This window comes from Streptomyces litchfieldiae (genome assembly GCF_031845365.1).
GTDB classification, from domain to species: domain Bacteria; phylum Actinomycetota; class Actinomycetes; order Streptomycetales; family Streptomycetaceae; genus Streptomyces; species Streptomyces litchfieldiae.
In genome coordinates, this window is sequence record NZ_JAVREL010000002.1 from 14939 (window position 1) to 36701 (window position 21763).

General features: G+C 74.7%; 28 protein-coding genes and 1 pseudogene. 14 read left to right on the forward strand and 15 right to left on the reverse strand.

Annotated features, from left to right (window positions below):
* The first annotated feature begins 3 nt into the window (after nt 1–3).
* Entirely contained in the window at nt 4–936 is a 933-nt protein-coding gene (locus tag RM590_RS03480; protein ID WP_311702855.1) for a Ppx/GppA phosphatase family protein, read from the forward strand.
* 12 nt (nt 937–948) lie between these two features.
* Here RM590_RS03480 and RM590_RS03485 read toward each other — a convergent pair whose 3' ends face one another.
* Nucleotides 949–1686 (reverse strand): ABC transporter permease, encoded by a 738-nt coding sequence (locus RM590_RS03485; protein ID WP_311702856.1) that lies wholly within the window; start codon nt 1684–1686, stop codon nt 949–951.
* The gene (locus tag RM590_RS03490) at nt 1683–2462 is read right to left on the reverse strand and encodes an ABC transporter ATP-binding protein (protein ID WP_311702857.1); all 780 of its coding nucleotides are present in this window, start codon (nt 2460–2462) and stop codon (nt 1683–1685) included. The genes RM590_RS03485 and RM590_RS03490 overlap by 4 nt, the downstream gene beginning before the upstream one ends.
* A gap of 73 nt (nt 2463–2535) precedes the next feature.
* Between RM590_RS03490 and RM590_RS03495 the strand changes: the two genes are divergently transcribed.
* Together RM590_RS03495 and RM590_RS03500 are read left to right on the forward strand one after the other, a co-directional pair.
* Nucleotides 2536–3408, forward strand: a complete 873-nt coding sequence (locus RM590_RS03495) for a sugar phosphate isomerase/epimerase family protein (RefSeq protein WP_311702858.1) — start codon at nt 2536–2538, stop codon at nt 3406–3408.
* On the forward strand, nt 3405–4052 hold the full coding sequence (locus RM590_RS03500) for a TetR/AcrR family transcriptional regulator (protein ID WP_311702859.1): 648 nt from the start codon (nt 3405–3407) through the stop codon (nt 4050–4052). Before RM590_RS03495 ends, RM590_RS03500 begins: the two co-directional genes overlap by 4 nt.
* An 8-nt stretch (nt 4053–4060) precedes the next feature.
* Here RM590_RS03500 and RM590_RS03505 read toward each other — a convergent pair whose 3' ends face one another.
* Complete coding sequence (locus RM590_RS03505) at nt 4061–5698, reverse strand: BACON domain-containing protein (protein ID WP_311703395.1); 1638 nt, start codon at nt 5696–5698, stop codon at nt 4061–4063.
* 129 nt (nt 5699–5827) lie between these two features.
* Between RM590_RS03505 and radA the strand changes: the two genes are divergently transcribed.
* Entirely contained in the window at nt 5828–7225 is a 1398-nt protein-coding gene (radA, locus tag RM590_RS03510; RefSeq protein WP_311702860.1) for a DNA repair protein RadA, read from the forward strand.
* Between the two features lie 42 nt (nt 7226–7267).
* On the forward strand, nt 7268–8392 hold the full coding sequence (disA, locus tag RM590_RS03515) for a DNA integrity scanning diadenylate cyclase DisA (RefSeq protein WP_311702861.1): 1125 nt from the start codon (nt 7268–7270) through the stop codon (nt 8390–8392).
* 33 nt (nt 8393–8425) lie between these two features.
* On the opposite strand, the gene RM590_RS03520 is transcribed toward disA, so the two are convergent.
* Nucleotides 8426–9241 carry a hypothetical protein gene (locus RM590_RS03520; protein ID WP_311702862.1) on the reverse strand — a complete coding sequence of 272 codons (816 nt, stop codon included), beginning with the start codon at nt 9239–9241 and terminating at the stop codon, nt 8426–8428.
* Between the two features lie 134 nt (nt 9242–9375).
* Between RM590_RS03520 and RM590_RS03525 the strand changes: the two genes are divergently transcribed.
* Nucleotides 9376–10293: an HhH-GPD family protein gene (locus tag RM590_RS03525; RefSeq protein ID WP_311702863.1), complete on the forward strand. Its 918-nt coding sequence runs from the start codon at nt 9376–9378 to the stop codon at nt 10291–10293.
* A 31-nt stretch (nt 10294–10324) separates the two neighbouring features.
* Here RM590_RS03525 and RM590_RS03530 read toward each other — a convergent pair whose 3' ends face one another.
* Nucleotides 10325–10966 carry an NADPH-dependent F420 reductase gene (locus RM590_RS03530; protein WP_311702864.1) on the reverse strand — a complete coding sequence of 214 codons (642 nt, stop codon included), beginning with the start codon at nt 10964–10966 and terminating at the stop codon, nt 10325–10327.
* Nucleotides 10967–11063: 97 nt separating this feature from the next.
* Between RM590_RS03530 and RM590_RS03535 the strand changes: the two genes are divergently transcribed.
* Entirely contained in the window at nt 11064–11405 is a 342-nt protein-coding gene (locus RM590_RS03535; RefSeq protein ID WP_311702865.1) for a winged helix-turn-helix transcriptional regulator, read from the forward strand.
* A gap of 7 nt (nt 11406–11412) precedes the next feature.
* On the opposite strand, the gene RM590_RS03540 is transcribed toward RM590_RS03535, so the two are convergent.
* The gene (locus RM590_RS03540) at nt 11413–11838 is read right to left on the reverse strand and encodes a GNAT family N-acetyltransferase (RefSeq protein WP_311702866.1); all 426 of its coding nucleotides are present in this window, start codon (nt 11836–11838) and stop codon (nt 11413–11415) included.
* 9 nt (nt 11839–11847) lie between these two features.
* On the reverse strand, nt 11848–12696 hold the full coding sequence (locus RM590_RS03545; protein ID WP_311702867.1) for an NmrA family NAD(P)-binding protein: 849 nt from the start codon (nt 12694–12696) through the stop codon (nt 11848–11850).
* A 79-nt stretch (nt 12697–12775) separates the two neighbouring features.
* Here RM590_RS03545 and RM590_RS03550 point away from each other — a divergent pair, with 79 nt between their 5' ends.
* Nucleotides 12776–13591, forward strand: a complete 816-nt coding sequence (locus RM590_RS03550) for a helix-turn-helix transcriptional regulator (protein WP_311702868.1) — start codon at nt 12776–12778, stop codon at nt 13589–13591.
* Between the two features lie 12 nt (nt 13592–13603).
* On the opposite strand, the gene RM590_RS03555 is transcribed toward RM590_RS03550, so the two are convergent.
* From RM590_RS03555 to RM590_RS03565, 3 genes are read right to left on the reverse strand one after another with little or no spacing between them, the layout of a single operon-like run.
* On the reverse strand, nt 13604–14038 hold the full coding sequence (locus RM590_RS03555; RefSeq protein ID WP_311702869.1) for a VOC family protein: 435 nt from the start codon (nt 14036–14038) through the stop codon (nt 13604–13606).
* A 48-nt stretch (nt 14039–14086) separates the two neighbouring features.
* Complete coding sequence (locus RM590_RS03560; protein WP_311702870.1) at nt 14087–14554, reverse strand: helix-turn-helix transcriptional regulator; 468 nt, start codon at nt 14552–14554, stop codon at nt 14087–14089.
* Nucleotides 14555–14565: 11 nt separating this feature from the next.
* The gene (locus RM590_RS03565) at nt 14566–14970 is read right to left on the reverse strand and encodes a YunG family protein (RefSeq protein WP_311702871.1); all 405 of its coding nucleotides are present in this window, start codon (nt 14968–14970) and stop codon (nt 14566–14568) included.
* 151 nt (nt 14971–15121) lie between these two features.
* Between RM590_RS03565 and RM590_RS03570 the strand changes: the two genes are divergently transcribed.
* A complete protein-coding gene (locus RM590_RS03570) occupies nt 15122–15376 on the forward strand; it encodes a DUF6186 family protein (RefSeq protein ID WP_311702872.1) in 255 nt (84 codons plus the stop codon).
* 12 nt (nt 15377–15388) lie between these two features.
* Nucleotides 15389–15760: a DUF6256 family protein gene (locus tag RM590_RS03575; RefSeq protein WP_311702873.1), complete on the forward strand. Its 372-nt coding sequence runs from the start codon at nt 15389–15391 to the stop codon at nt 15758–15760.
* Between the two features lie 9 nt (nt 15761–15769).
* On the opposite strand, the gene RM590_RS03580 is transcribed toward RM590_RS03575, so the two are convergent.
* On the reverse strand, nt 15770–16285 hold the full coding sequence (locus RM590_RS03580; protein WP_311702874.1) for a tetratricopeptide repeat protein: 516 nt from the start codon (nt 16283–16285) through the stop codon (nt 15770–15772).
* Nucleotides 16286–16390: 105 nt separating this feature from the next.
* Between RM590_RS03580 and RM590_RS03585 the strand changes: the two genes are divergently transcribed.
* The 3 genes and pseudogenes from RM590_RS03585 (at nt 16391) to RM590_RS03595 (ending at nt 19044) form a co-directional block, all read left to right on the forward strand.
* A complete protein-coding gene (locus tag RM590_RS03585; RefSeq protein ID WP_311702875.1) occupies nt 16391–16984 on the forward strand; it encodes an ArsR/SmtB family transcription factor in 594 nt (197 codons plus the stop codon).
* Nucleotides 16981–17756 (forward strand): annotated as a pseudogene (locus RM590_RS03590) (ABC transporter ATP-binding protein). The gene RM590_RS03585 and the pseudogene RM590_RS03590 overlap by 4 nt, the downstream one beginning before the upstream one ends.
* 70 nt (nt 17757–17826) lie before the next feature.
* Nucleotides 17827–19044: an ABC transporter permease gene (locus RM590_RS03595; protein ID WP_311702876.1), complete on the forward strand. Its 1218-nt coding sequence runs from the start codon at nt 17827–17829 to the stop codon at nt 19042–19044.
* 16 nt (nt 19045–19060) lie between these two features.
* Here the strand turns inward: RM590_RS03595 and RM590_RS03600 are convergent, their stop codons facing one another.
* The 3 genes from RM590_RS03600 to RM590_RS03610 form a co-directional block, all read right to left on the reverse strand.
* Complete coding sequence (locus RM590_RS03600) at nt 19061–19660, reverse strand: DNA-3-methyladenine glycosylase I (RefSeq protein ID WP_311702877.1); 600 nt, start codon at nt 19658–19660, stop codon at nt 19061–19063.
* Between the two features lie 62 nt (nt 19661–19722).
* The gene (locus RM590_RS03605) at nt 19723–20139 is read right to left on the reverse strand and encodes a VOC family protein (RefSeq protein ID WP_311702878.1); all 417 of its coding nucleotides are present in this window, start codon (nt 20137–20139) and stop codon (nt 19723–19725) included.
* Nucleotides 20140–20192: 53 nt separating this feature from the next.
* Entirely contained in the window at nt 20193–20399 is a 207-nt protein-coding gene (locus RM590_RS03610) for a hypothetical protein (protein ID WP_311702879.1), read from the reverse strand.
* 95 nt (nt 20400–20494) lie between these two features.
* On the opposite strand from RM590_RS03610, the gene RM590_RS03615 reads away from it, so the two are divergent.
* Complete coding sequence (locus RM590_RS03615) at nt 20495–20839, forward strand: hypothetical protein (protein ID WP_311702880.1); 345 nt, start codon at nt 20495–20497, stop codon at nt 20837–20839.
* Between the two features lie 6 nt (nt 20840–20845).
* On the opposite strand, the gene RM590_RS03620 is transcribed toward RM590_RS03615, so the two are convergent.
* A complete protein-coding gene (locus tag RM590_RS03620; protein WP_311702881.1) occupies nt 20846–21667 on the reverse strand; it encodes a MerR family transcriptional regulator in 822 nt (273 codons plus the stop codon).
* Between the last annotated feature and the right edge of the window lie 96 nt (nt 21668–21763).

The window sequence follows — 21763 nt, forward strand, 5'->3', positions numbered from 1 at the left end:
TTCATGAGGCTCGGAGTTCTCGACGTCGGTTCCAACACGGTCCACCTGCTGGTGGTCGACGCGCATCCCGGCGCGCGCCCGTTGCCCGCCTACTCGCACAAGACGGAGCTGCGGCTGGCCGAGTTGCTCGACGAGCGGGGCGCGATCGGGCCGGAGGGGGTGGACCGGCTGGTGGCCACGGTCCGCGAGGCGCTGGACGTGGCCGAGGACCAGGGGGTCGCGGATCTGCTGCCGTTCGCGACCTCGGCGGTGCGGGAGGCCAGCAACGCGGACGCGGTGCTCGCGCGGGTCGCCGACGAGACGGGGGCCGATCTCCAGGTGCTGTCGGGGCAGGACGAGGCGCGGCTGACGTTCCTCGCGGCGCGGCGGTGGCTGGGCTGGTCGGCGGGGCGGCTGCTGATGTTCGACATCGGCGGCGGCTCGCTGGAGATCGCGTTCGGGCTGGACGAGGAGCCCGACGCCGCCGCGTCGTTGCCGCTGGGCGCGGGGCGGCTGACCGCGGCGCGGCTGCCGGGCGACCCGCCGTCGGCGGCCGATGTGCGGGCGCTGCGCCGCGATGTGCGGTCCGAAGTGGCGCGCGTGGTGGGCGGGTTCACGCGGCTCGGGTCGCCGGACCGGGTGGTGGCCACCTCGAAGACGTTCAAGCAACTGGCGCGCATCGCGGGGGCGGCGCGTTCCACCGAAGGGCTGTACGTCCGGCGGGAGTTGACGCGGGAGGACCTGCGGACCTGGGGGCAGAAGCTGGGTGAACTGACCGTGCGCGAACGCCAGTTGCTGCCGGGCGTGTCCGAGGGACGGGCCCGGCAGCTCCTGGCGGGGGCGGTGGTGGCGGAGGCCGCGATGGATTTGTTCGGCGTGGAGACGCTGGAGATCTGCCCCTGGGCGTTGCGCGAGGGCGTGATCCTGCGGCGCCTGGACCGCATGCGCGCGGGGTAGGACCCGCGTCCGTCAGGCGGTGCGGCGGCGCAGCGTCGCCGCGCCGAGGGCCAGGACGCCCAGCGCGACGCCGGAGACGACGACCACGTCGCGCCAGAAGTCGCCGGTGACCTCGGAGTGGTGCAGCACCTGCGTCATGCCGTCCACGGAGTACGACATGGGCAGCACGTCGGAGGCGTACTCCAGCACGGGCTGCATGCTGTCGCGCGGGGCGAACAGCCCGCACAGCAGGAGCTGCGGGAAGATCATCGCCGGCATGAACTGCACCGCCTGGAACTCCGAGGCGGCGAACGCCGAGACGAACAGGCCGAGCGCGGTGCCCAGCAGCGCGTTCAGCAGGGCGACGAACAGCAGCAGCCAGGGCGAGCCGGCGATGTCCAGATCCAGGAACCACAGCGCGACGGCGGTCGCCAGCCCGGCCTGGAGCGCGGCGAAGACGCCGAAGGCGAGCGCGTAGCCGGCGATGAGGTCGCCCTTGCCGAGCGGCATGGTCAGCAGCCGCTCCAGCGTGCCGGAGGTCCGCTCGCGCAGCGTGGCGATCGAGGTGACCAGGAACATGGTGACCATCGGGAAGATGCCGAGCAGCGACGATCCGATGAAGTCGAACGAGTCGCGGTCGGAGTCGAACACGTAATAGAGGAGAACGAGCAGCAGCACGGGCACCAGCAGGAGCAGCGCGATGGTGCGCGGGTCGTGGCCCAGTTGGCGCAGCACGCGCCGGGCGGTGGCGAGGGTGCGGGTCGCGTTCATGAGGTCCGGACCTCCTCGCGCCGCTGGTCGTCGGCCACCAGGTGCAGGAACGCGTCCTCGATCGTGTCGGTGCCGGTGCGTTCGCGCAGCTCGCCGGGCGGGCCCTCGGCGAGGACGCGGCCGGCGCGCATGAGGATCAGCCGCTGGCAGCGGTCGGCCTCGTCCATCACGTGCGAGGAGATGAGCAGCGTCGCGCCGCGCTCGGCGGCCAGCCGGTGGAACAGGTCCCACAGGCTGCGGCGCAGCACCGGGTCCAGCCCGACCGTCGGCTCGTCCAGCACCAGCAGCTCCGGGGTGCCCAGCAGCGCCACGGCCAGGGAGACGCGGGACCGCTGGCCGCCGGAGAGGTTGGCCGCGAGGGCGTCGGCGTGCGTTTCGAGGTCGACGTCGTCGAGGGCGGCGCCGACCGCGGCGGCCCGGTCGGCGCGGGGGATGCCGAGCACGGCCGCGTAGTAGTCCAGGTTCTGCCGGACGGTCAGGTCCAGATAGACCGAGGGCGCCTGGGTGACATAGCCGAGCCGGGGGCGGAGCGGGGCACTGCCGACGGGCAGGCCGAGCACCTCCAGCGTGCCGGTGACCCGGGCCTGGGCGCCGACGATGGCGCGCATCAGCGTCGTCTTGCCGCACCCGGAGGGCCCGAGCAGCCCGGTGACGCTGCCGCGCGGCACCGCGAAGTCCAGCCCCTTCAGCACCTCTGCGCCGCCGCGCGCCACGCGCAGGTCCTCGGCGCGGACGGCCGGCGGCGGAGATCCGCCGGCCCGAGCTTTATTAATCATGCGTTTAATAATCCTCCGGGCGCGGTCCCCGGTCAAGCGGGGAAGCCCGGTTCCGGCACGTAGGCTTGGCGCCGTGGCAGATCAGGTAGGCGTTCCGGAAGCGAAGGTGGCCCTGTCGACCGCCTCCGTGTACCCCGAAAACACCGCGGCGGCCTTCGAGATGGCGGCCCGCCTGGGCTACGACGGGGTCGAGGTGATGGTGTGGACGGACCCCGTGAGCCAGGACCTCGACACCCTGAACCGCCTCTCCGACCAGCACGGGATGCCCGTGCTGGCCGTACACGCCCCCTGCCTGCTCATCACCCAGCGCGTGTGGGGCACCGACCCGTGGCGCAAGCTGCTCCGCGCCCGCGACGCGGCCGCGCGGCTCGGCGCGGACACCGTGGTGGTGCACCCGCCGTTCCGCTGGCAGCGGGCGTACGCGCGCGACTTCGTCTCGGGCATCCGGCGCCTGACCGGCGAGGCCGACATCCGGTTCGCAGTGGAGAACATGTACCCCTGGCGCTACCGCGACCGGGAGATGCTCGCCTACGCGCCCGCCTGGGACCCCACCGAGGAGGACTTCCCGCACTACACGCTCGACCTCTCGCACGCCGCGACCTCCCGTTCGGACGCCCTGGCCATGGCCGACCGGATGGGCGACCGGCTCGGGCACGTCCACATCGCCGACGGCACCGGCTCGGGCAAGGACGAGCACCTGGTGCCGGGGCGCGGCAGCCAGCCCTGCGGCGCCCTGCTGGAACGGCTCGCCGCCACCGGCTACCGCGGCCACGTCGTCGTCGAGGTCAACACCCGCCGGGCCATGTCCTCCGCCGCCCGCCAGGCCGACCTCGCCGAGGCGCTCGCGTTCACCCGCCTCCACCTGGCGCCGACGTCGCCGAACGCGCCCGCCGCCCCGGCGACCGGCCCCACCGGCGACCCGACGGTGAACGGGGAGGCCTGGTGAGCACCACCGCGTCCGGCCGGCCGGCCCGCCGGCGCGGTAGGCCCTCGCGCGCCGAGACCGGCGACGGAACACCCCGCACCCGCGACCGCATCCTGGATTCGGCGCGCACCGAGTTCGCCGAACGCGGCTACGACAAGGCGTCGATCCGCGCCATCGCGCGCGGCGCCGAGGTCAACCCGGCCCTGGTCCACCACTACTTCGGCACCAAGGAGCAGGTGTTCGCCGCGGCCGTGGCCGCCGCGGCGGCGCCCGCGACGCAGGGGCTGCCCCAGGACTCGCAGTTCGCGGCGGACGAGTTCGGCGTGCGGTTCACCCGGCTGTTCTTCGGCATCTGGGAGAACCCGGCCACCCGGATCCCCCTGCTGGCCATCGTCCGCTCCGCCGTGAACAACGAGACGGCCGCCCGCATCTTCCGGGGCTTCGTCACCGCACAGTTGCTCTCACGCGTCACCGGCGGCCTGAACACCCCGGACGCCGAGCTGCGCGCCGAGCTGGCCGCCGCCCAGCTCGTCGGCACCGTGCTGCTGCGCTATGTGCTGAAGGCCGAACCGCTGGCCAGCACCGACGCGGAGGAGCTGATCCGCCGCCTGGCGCCGGTCGTTCAGCACCACCTCACGGGCGACGCCGGCCGGGCCCTGGACTAGGGCCCGGGCTACGACCCCGCCGGGCCGCCCGGTTCGGGATCGGGGGCGGTGCCCGGGGGCGGCGTCGGGCCGGGGTCGGCCGGCGGTGGGTCCGAGGGCTCGGGCTCGGGCGCGCCGGAGCCCTCGACCGTGACCACCTCGCCGACCGGCTCGACGGTGACGCGGGCCCGCCAGGGGCCGGCGGGCTCCAGCGAACGGTCCACGGTCACCTGGATCATCACCGTCTCGCCGGGGTGCAGCGTCCCGGCGGTCCGGCTCAGCGACAGCCAGTCACCGTCGGCGGCGGCCGTCCAGTCGACCGCAGAACCGCCCGTCGCGGTCAGCGTGATCCACGTGCCGGAGTCGGCCTGGGTCTCCTCCACCACCAGCCGCCCGGCGCCGGGGCCGGGGCCGGGCGTGCCGCCGGGGCCGCCGCCCTCGGTGGCCTCGGGCGCGGGGGCGCTCGGGGCGTCCGTGGCCGCACCGGTCGGCTCCTGACCGGCTGCGGCGGGGCGGCGCGCGCCGTCGCGCTCGGCCGGGCCGTCCGCGCCGGGGTCCCCTTGGGCGTCGTCGGTCGGGCCGGCGTTCTCCCGGGTGTGCTGCCCGTTGTCGTCCATGCCGTGGGCGGCGGGGTCCTCGGCCGCCGCGGCCGGGCCCTCGTCGCTCGTCACCTCGCCGATGGCGGGCATGCCGCGCGTCGCGGCCCACAGCGCCAGCACGGGCGCGGCGACGACGGCCACTGCGACGGTGGTGGTGACGGCCCGGCCGCGCAGCCGCTCCCGGCGCGCGGCGCGGTCCTTCTCCGGCACCGGGAAACCGGCCCGGTCGTAACGCGGCAGGTGCTGGGCGCGGGCCCGCCGGATGGCCAGCCGCGCGGCGTGCACGGCGTCACGCGGGGCGGGCAGCACGGGCAGCCGGGACGGGCCGGACGAGCCGGTGCGCGGCCAGTCGGCATCGGCCGTCGCGCGCCGCGCGATCAGCCGGCAGGCCGCGCACTCCTCCACATGCCGCAGCAACTCCCGGCGCAGTCCCGGGCCGAGCAGCACCCGGCGGTCGTCGCCGGAGAGCGCGGCGGCGGCCGGGCAGCCGGCCGCCTCGACGGCGGCCAGCGCGGCGCGCGTCCGCTCCACCTCGCGGGCGGCGGCCGTCAGCCGGACCTGCGCGGCGGGCAGCGGCAGCCGCAGCACGCGCGCGAGCTCGGGCGGCGCGAGCTGGTGACGGACCGCCAGCTCCAGCGCCTCGCGCCCCTCGGGCGTCGTGCCCGCCGCCTCCGGCCAGGCGAGCGCCGCCAGTTCGCGGCGGCGCCGGGCCTCGTCACCGGCGTCGCGGGGCGCGGCCGGGGGGTCGCCGCGCCCCGGCCGGGCGGCCAGCCGGCGCAGGCAGGCCCAGCGGGCGAGCGCGTAGAGCCAGGACCGCAGCAGCGCGGGATCGGCCGGGCGGCGGCCCCGTTCGTGCTGCCGCTCGGCGAGCGCCAAGGCCTCGCCGAGCGCGGCGGTGGCGGCATCGTGCTCCCCCATGACGGACAGGCAGTAGGTGAACAGCCCGTCCAGATAGGCGTCGTCGTAGGCGGCCCGGGTGCGGGCCGACGCGGAGGACCCGGTGGGGGTGGCGGATCCGTGTGAGGCGCTGGCGGCGGCGCGTGCTGATCGTTCGCGGCTGCGGGTCATCACCCGGTGACGGTAGGCGCCCGGGGGGCGGCCACCGCCACGACCGGGGCAAGGTTCCTTCTAACGGGTGACCCTCCGGGAGCCGATGCGGCGGGTCCCGTGTCAGTGGCCGCCGGTAGCGTTCCCGTCATGGCGCGCAAAGCAGACCGTCCTGGTTACCGGTGTTCCGAATGCGGCTGGGCCACGGCCAAATGGCTGGGGCGCTGCCCGGAGTGCCACTCCTGGGGCACGGTCGAGGAGGTCGGCGCCGCGCCGGCCGTGCGCACGGTGCCGGCCGCCCGGGTCGCCTCGCCCGCGGTGCCGATCGGGCAGGTGGACGGGTCGCAGGTCGCCGCGCGGGGCACCGGGGTGCCCGAGCTGGACCGGGTGCTCGGCGGCGGGCTCGTGCCGGGGGCGGTGGTGCTGCTGGCCGGGGAGCCGGGCGTGGGCAAGTCGACGCTGCTGTTGGACGTGGCGGCCAAGTCCGCCTCGGCGACGCACCGCACGCTGTATGTGACGGGCGAGGAGTCGGCCGGACAGGTCCGGATGCGGGCGGACCGGATCGGCGCCCTGCACGACCATCTCTATCTGGCGGCGGAGACCGATCTCGGTTCGGTGCTCGGCCAGTTGGACGAGGTCAAGCCCGCGCTGCTGGTGCTGGACTCGGTGCAGACGGTGGCCTCGGCCGAGGTGGACGGCGCGCCGGGCGGGATGGCGCAGGTGCGGGAGGTGGCCGGGGCGCTGATCCGGGCGTCCAAGGAGCGCGGGATGGCCACGCTGCTGGTCGGGCACGTCACCAAGGACGGCGCGATCGCGGGGCCCCGGCTGCTGGAGCATCTGGTCGACGTCGTGCTGCACTTCGAGGGGGACCGGCACGCCAGGCTGCGCCTGGTCCGCGGCGTGAAGAACCGGTATGGGGCCACCGACGAGGTCGGCTGCTTCGAGCTGCACGACGAGGGGATCACGTCGCTGGCCGATCCGTCGGGCCTGTTCCTCACGCGCCGCGACGAGCCGGTGCCCGGGACCTGTCTGACGGTGACGCTGGAGGGCCGCCGACCGCTGGTCGCCGAGGTGCAGTCGCTGACGGTGGACAGCCAGATCCCCTCGCCCCGGCGCACCACCTCCGGGCTGGAGACCTCCCGGGTGTCGATGATGCTGGCCGTGCTGGAGCAGCGCGGCCAGATAGCGGCCCTCGGGAAGAACGACATCTACACGGCGACCGTGGGCGGGGTGCGGCTGTCCGAGCCGGCCGCGGACCTGGCCGTCGCACTGGCGCTGGCCAGCGCCGCGAGCGACACCCCGCTCCCGAAGAACCTGGTGGCGATCGGCGAGGTCGGGCTGGCCGGCGAGGTGCGGCGGGTCACCGGGGTGCAGCGGCGGCTGGCGGAGGCGTCGCGGCTCGGCTTCACCCACGCGCTGGTGCCGGCCGACTCCGGCGAGGCGCCCAAGGGGATGCGGGTGCGTGAAGTCGCGGATATCGGGGAGGCGCTCAGGGTGCTGCCCGCCCGCCGCGCGGAGTCCAGCGGGAGGGAGGAGGCGCGCCGGTAGACTCATGCGCACGAAGCGCAGGTTCGTCCTCCGGAGGATTGCATGGCAGCCAGCGACCGGCCGGCGGGTCCCGGCAGGGCCGGGGGTGGCTCCGGGGCGGACAGCCTGCTGCGCGCCGCGCTGAGCGCCGTCGCGCCGGGGACCCAGCTCCGGGACGGACTGGAGCGCATCCTCCGGGGGAACACCGGCGGGCTCATCGTCCTCGGCGTGGACCGGACGGTGGAGTCCCTGTGCACCGGCGGCTTCGTGCTGGACGTGGAGTTCACGGCGACGCGGCTGCGGGAGCTGTGCAAGCTGGACGGCGCGGTGATCGTGGACCGGGACATCTCCCGGATCGTGCGGGCCGGGGTGCAGCTCGTGCCCGACCCGACCATCCCCACCGAGGAGACCGGCACCCGGCACCGCACGGCGCAGCGCGTCTCCATCCAGACGGGCTTCCCGGTGGTCTCGGTCAGCCAGTCGATGCGGCTGGTCGCACTGTACCTGGACGGTCAGCGGCGGGTGCTGGAGGACTCGGGCGCCATCCTCTCCAAGGCGAACCAGGCCCTGGCCACGCTGGAGCGGTACAAGCTGCGGCTGGACGAGGTCACGGGCACGCTGTCCGCGCTGGAGATCGAGGACCTGGTCACCGTCCGGGACGTGGCGGCGGTGGCGCAGCGGCTGGAGATGGTGCGGCGCATCGCGGCCGAGATCGCCGAGTACGTGGTGGAACTGGGCACCGACGGGCGGCTGTTGTCGCTCCAGTTGGACGAGCTGATCGCGGGCGTCGAGCCGGAGCGGCAGCTCATCGTGCGGGACTATCTGCCGGACTCCGGCGGCAAGCGCTCGCGCAAGGTGAGCACGGCGCTGGCCGAGCTGGACGGCCTCGGCCACGCGGAGCTGCTCGAACTGCCGCTCGTGGCCCGCGCCCTGGGCTACAGCGCGGCGCCCGAGTCGCTGGACACCGCCGTGTCGCCGCGCGGCTTCCGGCTGCTGGCCAAGGTGCCCCGGCTGCCGGGCCTGGTCATCGACCGGCTGGTGGACCACTTCGGCGGTCTCCAGAAGCTGCTCGCCGCCAGCGTGGACGACCTCCAGGCGGTGGACGGCGTCGGCGAGACCCGGGCGCGCTCCGTGCGGGAGGGCCTGTCCCGGCTGGCCGAGTCCTCGATCCTGGAGCGTTACGTCTGACGCGAAACGGGCCGGCCCCGGCCGTTCGGCGCTTCAGTCCTCGTCGAGGCTGAACGGCGTCTGCACCACCGGGTGGCCGGCCAGCTCGGCCTCCGCCAGATAGGTGCCGCCGGCCGCCTCCGGCCCGGCGCCGCCGTCGCAGTCCTGGGTGGAGTGGCGCCGGTCCCAGGTCACCGTGTGGGTCGCCGTGCCGTTCGCCGGAACGGCCGCCGGGATGGAGCCGGCCCCGGTGGGGCAGTCGTCCGAGGACCACACCTGGTCGTCGGCCCGGTCGGCCACCGTGACGGTCAGCGCCTCGTGGCCGAAGTCCACGCGGCAGGCGGTGTCCGAGGTGTTCTCCACGGTGAGCAGCAGTTCGGGCTCCTCGCCCGGCGCGTAGTCGTTGGCGTCGCTGCTCAGCGACAGCGACACCGCGGCGGGCACGCACTCGCTCAGGGCGGCCGGATCCAGGCCGCCGCCGCCCGTGCCGGCGGCCGCGCCGCCCCCGGTGTCCGCGCCGCCGACCCCCGGGTCGGTCGCCTCGGTCCCGGTGCCGCCGTCCCCGTTCGCGCCCTCGGTGTCCCCCGAACCGTCCTCCGTGTCGTCGTCCGACGGCGACTCGTCCCGGCCGCCCGGACGTTCGTCGATCAGCGACTCGGACGGCGTGGGTCCGGGCGTGATGGACTCGGCCGGGCCGCCGCCCGCGCCGTCGTCGTGCCCCGCCGGATCGTCGTCACCTCCACCGCCGCCCGAGCGCAGCGCCCAGAACACGAGCAGCAGAATGAGCGCGATCAGCAGCAGCACAACGGCCCTGCGACGCCAGTAGATGGACGAGGGCAGCGGCCCGACCGGAGTGCGCAGAGATCCCACGCGGAAACCTTACGAGACTTCCGTCACCCGCAAGGCCCCTACCCACCGCTTGCCAGGGCACCGTTGTGTATCAACACGCGCGGAACGCGGGCCGCTTTGTGCCGTGCCCCGGCCGTGCCAGGATCGCCTTTGCCATGACTGCGACGACTGCGACGACAGCAACGAGTACGACGCCGCCCACCGCCCTGCACACCCCGGTCATCGACTGGTTCGACAAGCACGCCCGCGACCTGCCCTGGCGTCGGCCCGAGGCCGGCGCCTGGGGGGTCATGGTCAGCGAGTTCATGCTCCAGCAGACGCCGGTCAGCCGCGTGCTGCCGGTCTACGAGGAGTGGCTGCGCCGCTGGCCGCGCCCGGCCGACCTGGCCGCCGAGCCGCCCGGCGAGGCCGTTCGCGCCTGGGGCCGCCTCGGCTATCCGCGGCGCGCGCTCCGGCTGCACAACGCCGCCGCGGCGATAGCGGAACGGCACGGCGGCGAGGTGCCCACCGACCATCACCAGTTGCTGGCCCTGCCCGGGATCGGCGAGTACACGGCGGCGGCGGTCGCCTCGTTCGCCTACGGGCAGCGCCACGCGGTGCTGGACACCAATGTGCGGCGCGTGTTCGCGCGCGCCGTCAGCGGCACCGAGTTCCCGCCGAACGCCACCACCGCCGCCGAGCGCAAGCTCGCCCGGATGCTGCTGCCCGAGGAGCCGGCGACGGCGGCGCGCTGGGCCGCGGCCACGATGGAGCTGGGGGCCCTGCTGTGCACGGCCCGCGGCCCGGAGTGCGCCCAGTGCCCGATCGCCGAGCTGTGCGCCTGGCGCCGCGCCGGTTCGCCGGCCCACCAGGGCCCGGTCCGCCGGGGCCAGACCTACGCCGGAACGGACCGCCAGGTGCGCGGCATGCTGCTCGCCGTGCTGCGCGAGGCGGCCGCCCCGGTGGAGCGGGCCGTGCTCGACCGGGTCTGGCACGACCCCGAGCAGCGGAACCGGGCGCTCAACGGGCTGGTCGGCGACGGCCTGGCGGAGCGTCTCCCGGACGGCCGGTACCGCCTGCCGGGCACGGGCTGACGGGCATCGCCCGCGCGGGTGAACGAAACCGTCAGTCCCGGCTGTGGCTCAGCGGCGGCACCGCGGACCGGGCGTCGGCGCCCTCGCCGAGCCACAGCCCAATGAGGAACGCCGCGGTCGCCTCCAGCAGCCCGGCCCGCGCCAGCCCGCCGCCCGGCAGCGGCGCGCAGCCGAGGTCCCGGATCAGCGCCGTGACATCGGCCAGCGCGCCGGGGTCGTCGCCGCACAGCGGAACGCCCAGCGGGACCCCGTCGAACACCGGCGGGGTCAGCCGCCACACGTCCACGTGGCAGAGGTTGAACGCCTTGACGACGTGTGCCCCGGGCGCGGCGGCGGCGACGCGTTCGGCCATGGGCGCGGCCAGCAGAAAGCTGCCGGGCACCACCGCGTTGGTGCAGTCGATCAGGGTCCGGCCGCGCAGCGCGCCCTCCCCCGCGCCCACCGCCGCCAGCACCTCGACGGCGGCCTCCGCGTGCACGGCGATCAGCACGGTCTCGCCGAAGGCCGCCGCCTCGGCCAGGGTTCCGGAGCGGACCCCGGATCCCATCCGGGCCGCGAGCGCCGCCGCCCGGCCCGCGTCCCGCCCGCCGACCAGTACCTCGTGCCCGGCCCGGGCCCAGGGGGTGCCGAGGGCGTCCGCCATGTTCCCGGCGCCGAGAATGCCTATCCGCATGTCCGTTCCTTCCGTTCCGTCCGTTCCTGGTGGTCCGGGAAACGACCGTAGAGAATGCGTTGGGCACCATTCGGTGTCCGACGGAAGGGGGCGCGCCATGCCGGAGTTCATGGCCGACTGTCAGGCGCGGCTGGCGTTCGACCTGTTGGGCAACACGTGGAACGCCGTGGTGATCTGGTCCCTGCGGCACGGCCCGCGCCGCCCGCACGAGCTGCGGCGGCTGATCGGCGGCATCAGCGGCAAGGTGCTGAACGAGACGCTGCGGCGGCTGGAGTCGCACGGGCTGGTCGCCCACCGCCGCTACCGGGAGGCGCCGCCCCGGGTCGAGTACGAGCTGACGCCGCTGGGGCGCACGCTGCTGCCGCCGATCGAGGCGTTCGGCGCGTGGGCGTTCGAGCACGCGGACGAGGTGATGGCCGCGCGGGAGGGCGAGGAGTGACGCCGCGTCAGGGCGTGTCGAACGTCCACACCGGCACGTTGACGGGCCCCTCGGCGACGCCCCCGGCCGAGCGGTAGGTGGCCAGCGCCGCGTCGTTGTCGCCGTCGACCGCCACCCACATCCCGTAGCAGCCGCGCTCGCGGGCCAGCGCCGCCAGCGCCTGGACCAGCGCGCGGCCGATGCCCCGCCGCCGGTACCTCTCGTCGACGGACAGCTCGTAGAGGAACATCTCCGTGCCCTTGTCGGGGTGAGTCATCTCCACGCCCGTGACCATCCCGGCCGGGACGCCGTCGCCAGCGTCGGCGACCAGCAGGTGGTGGCCGGGGGCGGCGAGGAACCGTTCCGCCCACTCGGCCCGCGCCGGTCCGTCGAACAGCCCCTCGGCGGCGACGACTTCGGCGACCTCGGTCACCCGTTTGATGTGTGCGGTCATTGCCGCACCCTAGCGGCCCCCCTCCGCCGCCCAGGCCCCGGCCGGCGCCGTCCGGGCGGCCCAGTCCTCGAACGCCACCGGCTCGCGCCCGAGCACACGGGCCACCCCGTCGGCGGGCGGGGCAAGGTGCCCCGCGGCCATCAGGGCGAACATGGCGTTCACCCCCTCGACGGCTTCCGGCGGCCAGCCCTCGGCCAGCAGTTCGGCCCCGTATTCCTCGGGCGTCAGCTCCTCATAGGCGATGGGCCGGCCGGCGGCGCGCGCGATCACCTCGGTCGCCTCCGCGAACGTCAGCCCGCGCGGGCCGGACAGCTCGTATACCTCGCCGCCCAGGCGCCCTTCCCGGGTCAGCAGGGCCGCGGCCACCTCGGCGACGTCCTCGACGTCGACGAACGGCTCCGGCACGGCCCCGGCCGGCAGCGCCAGGCGCCCGGCGCGCAGGGGCTCCAGCCACAGGTCCTCGTCGAAGTTCTGGTTGAAGTTGTTCGCGCGGATGACCGCCCAGTCGACGCCGGCGTCGCGCACGGCCCGTTCCGCCGCGGCCATGGCGACCATGAAACCCACCGGCGCGGCCCGGTCCAGGCCGCGCCCGGACAGCACCACGAAACGGCCGACGCCCGCCGCCACGGCCCGCTCCACGAAGGCGGCGACGGTCCCCGGCTCCTCGGGCGCCACCAGATAGACCGCCCCGGCGCCCGCGAGCGCCGCCGTCCAGGTCTCCGGCTTCTCCCAGTGGAACGGCACCTCGCCGGAGCGGGACGCCGCCCGCACCGTCCGGCCGTCCGCCCGCAGCTTCCGTGTCACTCGCCGCCCGGTCTTGCCGGTGGCGCCCGTCACCAAGATCTCGTCGTTGTTCATGTCACCCAGCGTGCGCGCGAACGCCCGTGGTTCCCATGGGCGAACGTCCCGGGCGCATGTGTCGCCGTACGGTGGCGGCATGAATGACGATCCCTTCGACGACCTGTTGCGCGGGGTGCGCGCCGACGGCGCGCTGATCGATCTCACCGCGCTCACTGCGGCCGACGCGCCCCAACTGGGCAAGGGCGCCTCGTTGACGCTGTGTGCGCCGCTGCGCGGCGCGGGCCGGGTCGCCGGCCGGGAGCTGGCGGAGGGCGAGGCGGCGATCGTGCTCGGGCCCGAACCGTTCGCGGCGAGCGGCGAGATGGTGCTGCTGGCCGGCCAGTACCGGATGCGCGGGGAGGTGCCGCGCCGCCTGCTGCGCGTGCTGCCGCGCATGCTCGTCGTGCCCGACGACCACAACTGCGCGTCCATGCGGGACTACATCGAGGTTCATGTCGCGCGGGGCCGGCCCGGCCGGCAGATCGTGCTGGACCGGCTGCTGGACTGGCTGCTGGTGTGCACGCTGCGCGACTGGTTCGACCGGCCGGAGGCGGACCCGCCCGCCTGGTACCTGGCGCTGGCCGACGACGTGGTCGGCCCGGCGCTGCGCGCGATGCACCGGGCGCCGGACCGACCGTGGACGCTGGCCGCGCTGGCCGCCGAGGCGGGGGTGTCGCGCACGACGCTGGCGCGGCGCTTCCCCGAGCTGGTCGGCGAGTCGCCGCTCGCGTATCTGACCGGCTGGCGGATGACGCTGGCCGCCGATCAGCTCGTGGACGACCCGGAGGCGACGCTGGCGGCGGTGGCCCGGGGGGTGGGGTACGCGGACCCGTTCGGCTTCAGCGCGGCGTTCAAACGGGTGCGGGGAATGAGCCCGAGCGAGCACCGGGCCGCCGCGGCCGGCACCCGCTGACAGGCGCTTCCCTCAGCCCCAGGGCTTGCTCATGTCCAGACCCTCACGGCGCTCCGTCAGTGAGTACCAGTTCCCCGTGGGGTCCCGGAAGATCGCCTCGATGCCATAGGGGCGCTCCTGCGGCTCCTGCACGAACTCCACGCCGGCGTCGGCCAGCCGGCGGTGGTCCGCCCGGCAGTCGTCGGTGCGCAGGGCGCCCGCGCCGAGAACGCCCTTGGTGACCAGGGCCGTGAGCATGCGGGCCGACTCCGGGTCGAGCCCCGGGCCGTCGGGCCGCATCAGGGCGTACTCCATGTCCGGCTGGCCGGGGACGCCGACGGTGACCCAGCGCGTGTCGCCCATGGGTACGTCGCTCCTGACCTCGAAGCCCAGCTTCTCGGTGAAGAAGGCGACGTCACGCTCCTGGTCGGTGCTCCAGACGGTGGTGATGGCGATGCTCGTGATCATCTCGGGAGGTCCTCCACGGTCTCGGTCCCGGGCCTTGGGCCTGTCCGTTCACCGTAGGCGCCGGTCGGCCCGGTCCGCTTCTCCGGAATTGCTCGGCTCGGCCGTGGCGGTCCGGGCCGGGAAGCCGCCCGCCCACAGCAGCGCGTAACACCCGGGGATCAGCGCGGCGCCACGGCCCGCGTGCCGGGCGCGGTACGCCGTCGGGGTCAGCCCGGTACGTCTCCGGAAGGTCGCGGAGAACGTCCCCAGGCTGTGGAAACCGACCAGGCCGCATATCTCGGTGACCGACAGATCGGCCGAGCGCAGCAGCTCCTGCGCCCGCTCGACGCGGCGCCGGGTGAGGTACTGGCCCGGCGTCTCGCCATAGGCCGCGCGGAAGGCCCGCACGAAGTGGAACGGCGAGTACCCGGCGTGCGCGGCGACCGTGGCCAGGTCCAGCGGCCGCGACCAGTCGCGGTCCATCAGGTCCTTGGCCCGCCGCAACTGCCGCAGCCGCACCAGGCCCGGCGGCGTCATGACCGGCCTCCTCACGCGGGCGCGGGCAGCGGCCCGAGGTGGGCCGCGACGCGCTCCCGCAGCAGCCGGTACTCCTCGGAGCGGCGGCGCGGCGGGCCCGGGGGCCGCTGCACGACGCGCGCGGCGGTGACGGTCTGCCCGCGCCGGAACTGCTCCAGGGTCAGGTCTATCTCGACGCCGCCTGCCAGCCGGTTCCACCAGTGGTACCCGGCGGGCAGGCCCTCGTGGTGCACCTCGCCGAGCATGAGGTCGCCGCCGAATATGTCGTTCACGACGAGGGCGGTGATGTCGCAGTGGCCCCAGGCCGGGTTGGCCTCGGTCCAGGGCTCGCGCAGCAGGTCGTCCGGCGAGCAGGTGTCCGCGGCCCAGCCGGTGCGGAGGGCGGCGGCGATCTCGGTCAGTGTCCACGGAGCCATGCGTTCAGCCTGCCACCGGCCACTGACAATGCCCGCCGGCCCGCGACGACGCCCGCCCGCCGGCGACACGCCGCCCGATTCGCACACCGGTCGCCCGTTTCGCACCCTTGCGTCACGGACGATCGACACGAGCGAGGAAGGCGGGCAGGCGATGGTGGCGATGGCGGCGGCGGGACATCCCGTGATCGGGTATCTGGTGTGGGCGGCGCTGTTCGGGGCGTTGTTCGTCTGGGAGGGGATCGGCCTGGTCCGGTCCGGGGACGCGTTCCCCACGCTCAGCGACACGCTCGGGGCGGTGATGCGCTATCCGGCGGGCCGGTGGGCGCTGTTCGCGCTCTGGCTGTGGGTCGGCTGGCACACGTTCATCCGCGGCTGGCACTTCCTACTGCGCGACGGCGGCCACTGAGGGGCCGGGCCGGTGCGGCTCTCCATTCCCATGATCATCGCGATCATGGGGATCGGCTATCTGCTGGTCATGGGGGCGCTGGCACTCGGGCTGCGCCTGCGGCGCCGGCAGCCCGGCCCCCCGCCCGCCCGCCGGCGCGGCTGGCCGGGCCTGATCCGGCAGGTGGCGGGCACGGCGGTCGGCGGGTATCTCCTGCTGATGGCCGTGGTGTTCGGCTACTACTACGGGGTGGCGGGCCTGGGCGGCGACTTCCTGATGAGCGCCGTCAGCGGGTCGGCCGGGCTGCTGGGAATGGTGCTGCCCGCGTATCTCGCCGTGTCCTGGCTCGTCGAACGGGCGCGGCGGCGGCGCGCGGCCCGCGCCCGGCGGCCCATCAGACGGTGAGGCCGCCCGTCAGGCCGTGAGGCCGTCCGCGTAGGCCGTCACGGAACGGCGATAGCGCGGCAGGTGGCCGGCCAGCGCACGCAGCAGCAGGGCCACGGCCTCCCGCTCCCGCCCGGCGTCGGCCAGGGACAGGGCGAGGAACGCGTCGACGGCGTCGTCGAGTTCGTCGGAGGCGGCGGCACGTTCGCCGCGCAGCAGCTCGACGCTCGCCGCCACCTCGCCGAGGTTGCGCAGGGTGCTGGCAAGCTGGATCACGGCCTGCCGCCGCAGGTCCCCGGGCAGCCCGGCGGCCAGCGCCCGCCGGTAGAGCGCGGCGGCCTCGGCCTCGCCGTCGGTGGCGTCGTACGCCGACGCCAGCTCGAACAGCCCCAGCGGATGCTCCGCCGGCAGCTCGGCCACCAGCGCGCGCATCGCGTCGCGGAAGCCCTCGGCGTCATGGTCGTCGAAGGTGTCCCACAGCCGCTCGGCGCGCCGCCGCCAGTCCGCCCCGGCCACCTCTTCGCGCTCCGCGCTCGCCTCGCCCATGGGCGCCAACTGTACGCCCGCGTACGGCAGGTGGGGGTAACCCCACCCCCGGCCCGGGTGGTCGCCGGATCGTGCACAAACACCTGTGCACAGCAATCTGTGGACATGCCGTTCACCCCCTCGCTGGCCGCGCTGAAGGCCCTCGCGCACCCCCGGCGGCTCCAGATCCTGGAGCGGCTGACCAGGCACGGGCCGGCCACCTCCGCCGCGCTGGCGCACGCCCTGGACCTCAACACCGGCGCGACCAGTTACCACCTGCGGGCGCTGGCCCGGCACGGGTTCGTCGAGGAGACCGCCGGGTCCGGGCACGGGCGCGAACGCTGGTGGCGGGCCGTCGCCCAGGATCTGCGGCTGCCGCCGCGCAGCCGGCAGGACGCCGCGACGCGGGCCGTCGTCGACGAGATGAACCGCCTGGCGTACGCCTCCGACCTCCGCCTGTTCGAACAGCTCCAGCGGGAGCACGACGAACACGACGCGTGGACCGACGCCTTCCCCTACTCGCGCGGCACGATCCGGCTCACGCCGGGCGAGCTGCGCGAGCTGTTCGAGGACTACATCGCCCTCCTCAACCGCTACAAGCGGCCCGACCACGAGACCCCGGACGGCGCCCGCACCGTTCTCACCCGCTTCCTCGCCTTCCCGGTCCCCGACGGGGACGCCGGCCCCGACAGCACAGAAAGCACAGGAACTCCGAGATGACCGACACCCACGGCCGCCACGCGGTCCGCCTCGAATCGGTGACCAAGGTCTACGGCCGCGGCGAACGCGGTGTCCGCGCGCTGGACGCGGTCTCCGCCGCGATACCGACCGGCACGTTCACCGCCGTCATGGGCCCCTCGGACTCCGGCAAGACGACCTTCCTGCACTGCGCCGCCGGGCTCGACCGGGTCACCTCGGGCACCTCCTGGATCGGCGGCACGGAGCTCAGCGGCATGAACGAGACGCAGCTCACGCGGCTGCGGCGGAGCCGCGTCGGGTTCGTGTTCCAGGCGTTCAACCTGGTGCCCTCGCTCACCGTCCGGCACAACGTGCTGCTGCCGATGCGGCTGGCCGGTCAGCGGCCCGACAAGCGCCGGCTGGCGGAGATCCTGGACCGCGTCGGGCTGGGCGGCAAGGCCGACGCCCGCCCCGCCGAGCTCTCCGGCGGCCAGCAGCTGGGGGCACCTCCCAGCCGCCAGGCTGGGGGAGCGTCGCGATCGCCCGCGCGCTGATCACGCGGCCCGACGTCGTGTTCGGCGACGAGCCGACCGGCGCGCTGGACACCGTCACGGCCCGGGAGATCCTGACGCTGCTGCGCTCCTGCGTGGACGACGGCGGGCAGACGGTCGTCATGGTCACGCACGACCCGGTCGCCGCCTCCTACGCCGACACCGTGCTCTTCCTCGCCGACGGCCGCATCGTCGACGAACTCACCGCGCCGAGCGCCGAGCGTGTCGCCGACCGCATGACGCACCTGGGGGCGTGGGCCTGATGCTTCGCTATGCATGGGAAACGCTGCGCGCCCGCCGGGCCGCGTTCGCCGGGGCGTTCCTGGCCCTGATGTGCGCCGCGGCGCTGGTCACGGCCTGCGGCACGCTCCTGGAGACCGGGCTGCGCGGCGAGATCCGCACCGAACGCTACGCCGGGACGCCGGCCCGCTGCTGGCCCGCGCCGCGTTCGCCCTGCTGGGCGTCCCGCTGCGGCTGTCCCGGGTGGCCGGCCACCTCGCCGCCCACAACTCCCGCGCCCAGGCCGGCCGGCTGGCCGCCGTCGTCACGCCGCTCACCCTGCTGGTGGCCATGGCCTGCACCGTCCTGTTCACCCAGACCACGCTGGGCGACGCCGCCGAGCGGCAGGCCCGGGACGGCGTGGTGGCCGACTGGGTCGTCGCCGCCGACGGGCCCGGCGTGCCGGGCGAGGCCGCCGACCGACTGCGCGAGCTGCCGGGCGTCGCGGCGGTCACCGAGATGGCGCACACCACGGTCCGCACCCCCGGCCTCGACAAGTACGCCGCCCAGGGCGTCACCCCCGGCGGGCTGGCCGACACGCTGGACCTCGCCGTCACCGAGGGCTCGCTGGACGAGCTCGACGAGAACGGCGTCGCCGTCAGTGACGTCGTCGCCGACGGCGCCGGGCTGGCCCCGGGCAGCGAGATGAAGCTGGTCCTGGGCGACGGAACGCCCGTCACCCGCACCGTGGTCGCCGTCTACGACCGGGGCCTCGGCTTCGGCGAGGTGACCCTCGCGCACGAACTGGTCGCCGCGCACGTCGACAACCCGCTCGCGGATGCCGTCCTGGTCGCCGCCGAGGGCGTCGGCCGCGCCGAACTGGCCGAAGCCGTCGGCGACTTCCCGGGCGTCGCGGTGCACGAGGCCGGCTTCGTGGCGGACGTGCGGGCCGCCCGGCAGCAGGACGGCGCCGAGGTCGCCTTCCTGGCCATGGGCCTGGTCCTCGCCTTCGCGACGATCGCCTCCGTGAACACCCTGGCCATGTCCACCGCCGAACGGTCCCGCGAGTTCGCCCTGCTGCGGCTGGTCGGCACGACGCGCCGCCAGGTGCTGCGGATGCTGCGCCTGGAGTCGCTCGCGGTGGCCGGGATCGCGGTGGTGCTGGGCACAGGCATCTCGCTGGCCACGCTCACCGCGTTCAGCCAGGGGATGATGGGCGAGGCGGCGCCGGCCGTGTCCCCGGCCGGCTACCTGGCGGTCGTGGCGACGGCCACCGGGCTGGCGCTGGCGGCCACCGCCGTCCCCGGCCGGATCGCCCTCGGCCGGCCCTGAGCACCGGGCCGCCCGGTCATGTCCGGCGGGGACGCCCCCGCCGGACATGGCAGTCGGCCAGGTGGTCGTCCACCAGGCCGCACGCCTGCATCAGGGCGTAGGCCGTGGTGGGGCCGACGAAGCGGAAGCCGCGCTTCTTGAGCTCCTTGGCCAGAGCCGTGGACTCCGGGGTGGTCGCGGGTATGTCCCCGGGACCACTCGGCGCGGGCCGGTCCGCCGACCGGGGGGCGTGCGACCAGATCAGCTCCGTCAGCTCGCCGGCCGCCCACTCGGCGGCCACCCGGGCGTTGCTGATGGTGGCCTCGATCTTCAACCGGTTCCGAATGATGCCCGGGTCGGCCAGCAGGCGGGTGACGTCCTCCTCGGTGAAGGCCGCCACCTTCTCGATGGAGAACCCGGCGAACGCGGCCCGGAACCCCGACCGGCGGCGCAGGATCGTCAGCCAGGACAGCCCCGACTGGAACGCCTCCAGGCACAGCCGCTCGAACAGCGCGTCGTCCCCCCGCACCGGCCGCCCCCACTCGGTGTCGTGATACTCCCGGTAATCCTCCGGGGCCACCCCCCAGGGACAGCGCAGCAGCCCATCGGGCCCGGCCACGGCCAGCGTCGATTCCATGCCTCAGAGTCTGCCCCACGGGTCTGACAGCGGACCCCCGCCGCGGTCGCCGGGCGAGATCGTCAGTGCAGGCAGAACTCGTTGCCTTCCGGGTCGCGCATGACGTACGTCAGCGGCCCGCGGTCGCTGTGCGTCTCGATCAGCCGCGCGCCGAGCCCGACCAGCCGTTCCGCCTCGGCCGCCTTCCGCTCGGCGTCCACATGGATGTCGAGGTGCACCCTGTTCTTGGCGACCTTGCCCTCGGGGACGCGCTGGAAGAAGAGGCGGGGCTCCACGCCGGCCGGGTCGCTGCACGCCGCCACGTCCCGGAACGCGGAGTGGCCGTTGACCACGATCCTGTCCTCCGCGGGCATGCGACCGTCGGCGACCAACTGGTCGACCAGGGCCGAGTGGTCTTCCACGGTGGAGCCGAACACCTTTCCCCAGAACGCGGCCTGAGCGTGCGGGTCGGCACAGTCGAACGTCACCTGTGTCCTCATCGGACCATCATGCCAACGCGCCCGGCGCGTTCCGGGCCGGTACAAACGCCCGCCTACGGCACCTCGCGCAGATACATCGCGCCACAGGTGTGGCAGTCCGGCTCGGCGGTCCTCCCCCACTCCTGGTCCGACAGCGTCTTGGCGCCCGCCTGAAGCGCCCGCCCGCACATCGCGACGACGTCCTCGCCCCGGACCATGTGCCAGGTCTTCACGGCCCCGGGCCGGTCCTCCTCGTACTCGGCACGCATCAGATGCTGCATCGGCTCACCGCACCTCCGCTCCGACTCCCGAACGTCTCCATCGTCGACCGCCCGCCGCCGGACGGCGACTCGACCGTGACCACCGAGGAGACCCCATGCCCTTCGCGATCGAACTCCTGCTGGACCCCGCCGCCGACCGCCGCGTCCGCGAGATCTGGGCGGCGCTGGACGCGCACGGCGTGCCCTCGCTCGGCACCAACCCCGGCGGCGAGGTCCGGCCGCACGTCACCCTGTCGGTGTTCGACGGGTACGACGCGGAACGGCTCCCCGACGCCGCCCGGCCACTGCTGCGCGGGGCGCTGGGAACGCCGCTGGCCCTGGGCCCGGGTGGCCGGCGCCCACCTCATCGAGGTGCCGGCCCACACCGGTGCGCTGGACCCTCGACGCACCGCACGGCTGACCGGCCCGCCCACCGTGGCAGGTGTGAGGGCCGGTCGTGATCGCGGTCAGGCCCGGGTCACGGGTGCCTGGAGTTCCGTCACCCAGTCGTCACGGTTCTCGGGGCATTCCAGGTTGATCTCGCGGGGGTATCCGGTGGACCGGTAGCCGTTGGCGTCGATCCAGCGGGCCAGGGTCTGGGCCGTGGGGAGCAGGGTGTCCATCGATCCTCGGTGCACGATGGTCGCCGCCTGGTCGAGGGAGGGCAGGTCGAGGATGCGGAAGGCGCCGTCCTGGAGGGGGGCGGAGACCTGGACGGCGGCGTGGACGCCGATCCTGCCGCCGCCCTCCGGGGCGTCCTCGTAGTAGGCGACACCGGGGCCCGTGGGCGTGATGCCCGCCGAGGCCAGTTGCCGGAACAACTCCTCGTAGAGCGGCCCGATGACCGCGCCGATGTCCTCGGGCTCGAAACTCGCGGCGATGGCGGTCAGCTCCGCCACCCGGATGGTGGGGACGTTCTTGATGACAACGTCGTTCGTGGGCATGTGCCCCTCGCTCTCGATCGCTCGGAGCCTCGCCTCGACCTGAACCAGCCGCGCTCGCGCGGCGGCCACGGCGGTCTCCAGTTCGGCCCGCCGCAGCCGCAGCATGCCGCGCAGTTCCTCGGCGCTGACTCTCTCGTCCACGATGTCCCGGACCTGCTGAAGGGTGAACCCGAGGTCCTTGAGCGCGATGATCCGGTTGAGGCGGGCGAGCTGGGCGGCGGTGTAGTGGCGATAGCCACTGGCGGGATCGACATGGGCCGGGCGCAGCAGACCGGTCGCGTCGTAATGACGCAGCATCCGGACCGAGACGCGGCCGTGCCGGGCGAAGTCTCCGATGGTGAACATGATGTCTCCGAGCTGACCGCCTGACACGGTGTGAGGGTCAAGAAGCTACGCGACGGCCGAGGCCCGGCCCGGCGCGGCCGCATGGAGTCGCCGCCA

Bases quoted from the DNA above. Each gene is read 5' to 3' on its own strand.
- RM590_RS03480 (WP_311702855.1), top strand. From the start codon at position 4: ATGAGGCTCGGAGTTCTCGACGTCGGTTCCAACACGGTCCACCTGCTG.
- RM590_RS03485 (WP_311702856.1), bottom strand. From the start codon at position 1,686: ATGAACGCGACCCGCACCCTCGCCACCGCCCGGCGCGTGCTGCGCCAA.
- RM590_RS03490 (WP_311702857.1), bottom strand. From the start codon at position 2,462: ATGATTAATAAAGCTCGGGCCGGCGGATCTCCGCCGCCGGCCGTCCGC.
- RM590_RS03505 (WP_311703395.1), bottom strand. From the start codon at position 5,698: ATGACCCGCAGCCGCGAACGATCAGCACGCGCCGCCGCCAGCGCCTCA.
- radA (WP_311702860.1), top strand. From the start codon at position 5,828: ATGGCGCGCAAAGCAGACCGTCCTGGTTACCGGTGTTCCGAATGCGGC.
- disA (WP_311702861.1), top strand. From the start codon at position 7,268: ATGGCAGCCAGCGACCGGCCGGCGGGTCCCGGCAGGGCCGGGGGTGGC.
- RM590_RS03525 (WP_311702863.1), top strand. From the start codon at position 9,376: ATGACTGCGACGACTGCGACGACAGCAACGAGTACGACGCCGCCCACC.
- RM590_RS03530 (WP_311702864.1), bottom strand. From the start codon at position 10,966: ATGCGGATAGGCATTCTCGGCGCCGGGAACATGGCGGACGCCCTCGGC.
- RM590_RS03535 (WP_311702865.1), top strand. From the start codon at position 11,064: ATGCCGGAGTTCATGGCCGACTGTCAGGCGCGGCTGGCGTTCGACCTG.
- RM590_RS03540 (WP_311702866.1), bottom strand. From the start codon at position 11,838: ATGACCGCACACATCAAACGGGTGACCGAGGTCGCCGAAGTCGTCGCC.
- RM590_RS03545 (WP_311702867.1), bottom strand. From the start codon at position 12,696: ATGAACAACGACGAGATCTTGGTGACGGGCGCCACCGGCAAGACCGGG.
- RM590_RS03550 (WP_311702868.1), top strand. From the start codon at position 12,776: ATGAATGACGATCCCTTCGACGACCTGTTGCGCGGGGTGCGCGCCGAC.
- RM590_RS03555 (WP_311702869.1), bottom strand. From the start codon at position 14,038: ATGATCACGAGCATCGCCATCACCACCGTCTGGAGCACCGACCAGGAG.
- RM590_RS03560 (WP_311702870.1), bottom strand. From the start codon at position 14,554: ATGACGCCGCCGGGCCTGGTGCGGCTGCGGCAGTTGCGGCGGGCCAAG.
- RM590_RS03565 (WP_311702871.1), bottom strand. From the start codon at position 14,970: ATGGCTCCGTGGACACTGACCGAGATCGCCGCCGCCCTCCGCACCGGC.
- RM590_RS03570 (WP_311702872.1), top strand. From the start codon at position 15,122: ATGGTGGCGATGGCGGCGGCGGGACATCCCGTGATCGGGTATCTGGTG.
- RM590_RS03580 (WP_311702874.1), bottom strand. From the start codon at position 16,285: ATGGGCGAGGCGAGCGCGGAGCGCGAAGAGGTGGCCGGGGCGGACTGG.
- RM590_RS03585 (WP_311702875.1), top strand. From the start codon at position 16,391: ATGCCGTTCACCCCCTCGCTGGCCGCGCTGAAGGCCCTCGCGCACCCC.
- RM590_RS03600 (WP_311702877.1), bottom strand. From the start codon at position 19,660: ATGGAATCGACGCTGGCCGTGGCCGGGCCCGATGGGCTGCTGCGCTGT.
- RM590_RS03605 (WP_311702878.1), bottom strand. From the start codon at position 20,139: ATGAGGACACAGGTGACGTTCGACTGTGCCGACCCGCACGCTCAGGCC.
- RM590_RS03610 (WP_311702879.1), bottom strand. From the start codon at position 20,399: ATGCAGCATCTGATGCGTGCCGAGTACGAGGAGGACCGGCCCGGGGCC.
- RM590_RS03615 (WP_311702880.1), top strand. From the start codon at position 20,495: ATGCCCTTCGCGATCGAACTCCTGCTGGACCCCGCCGCCGACCGCCGC.
- RM590_RS03620 (WP_311702881.1), bottom strand. From the start codon at position 21,667: ATGTTCACCATCGGAGACTTCGCCCGGCACGGCCGCGTCTCGGTCCGG.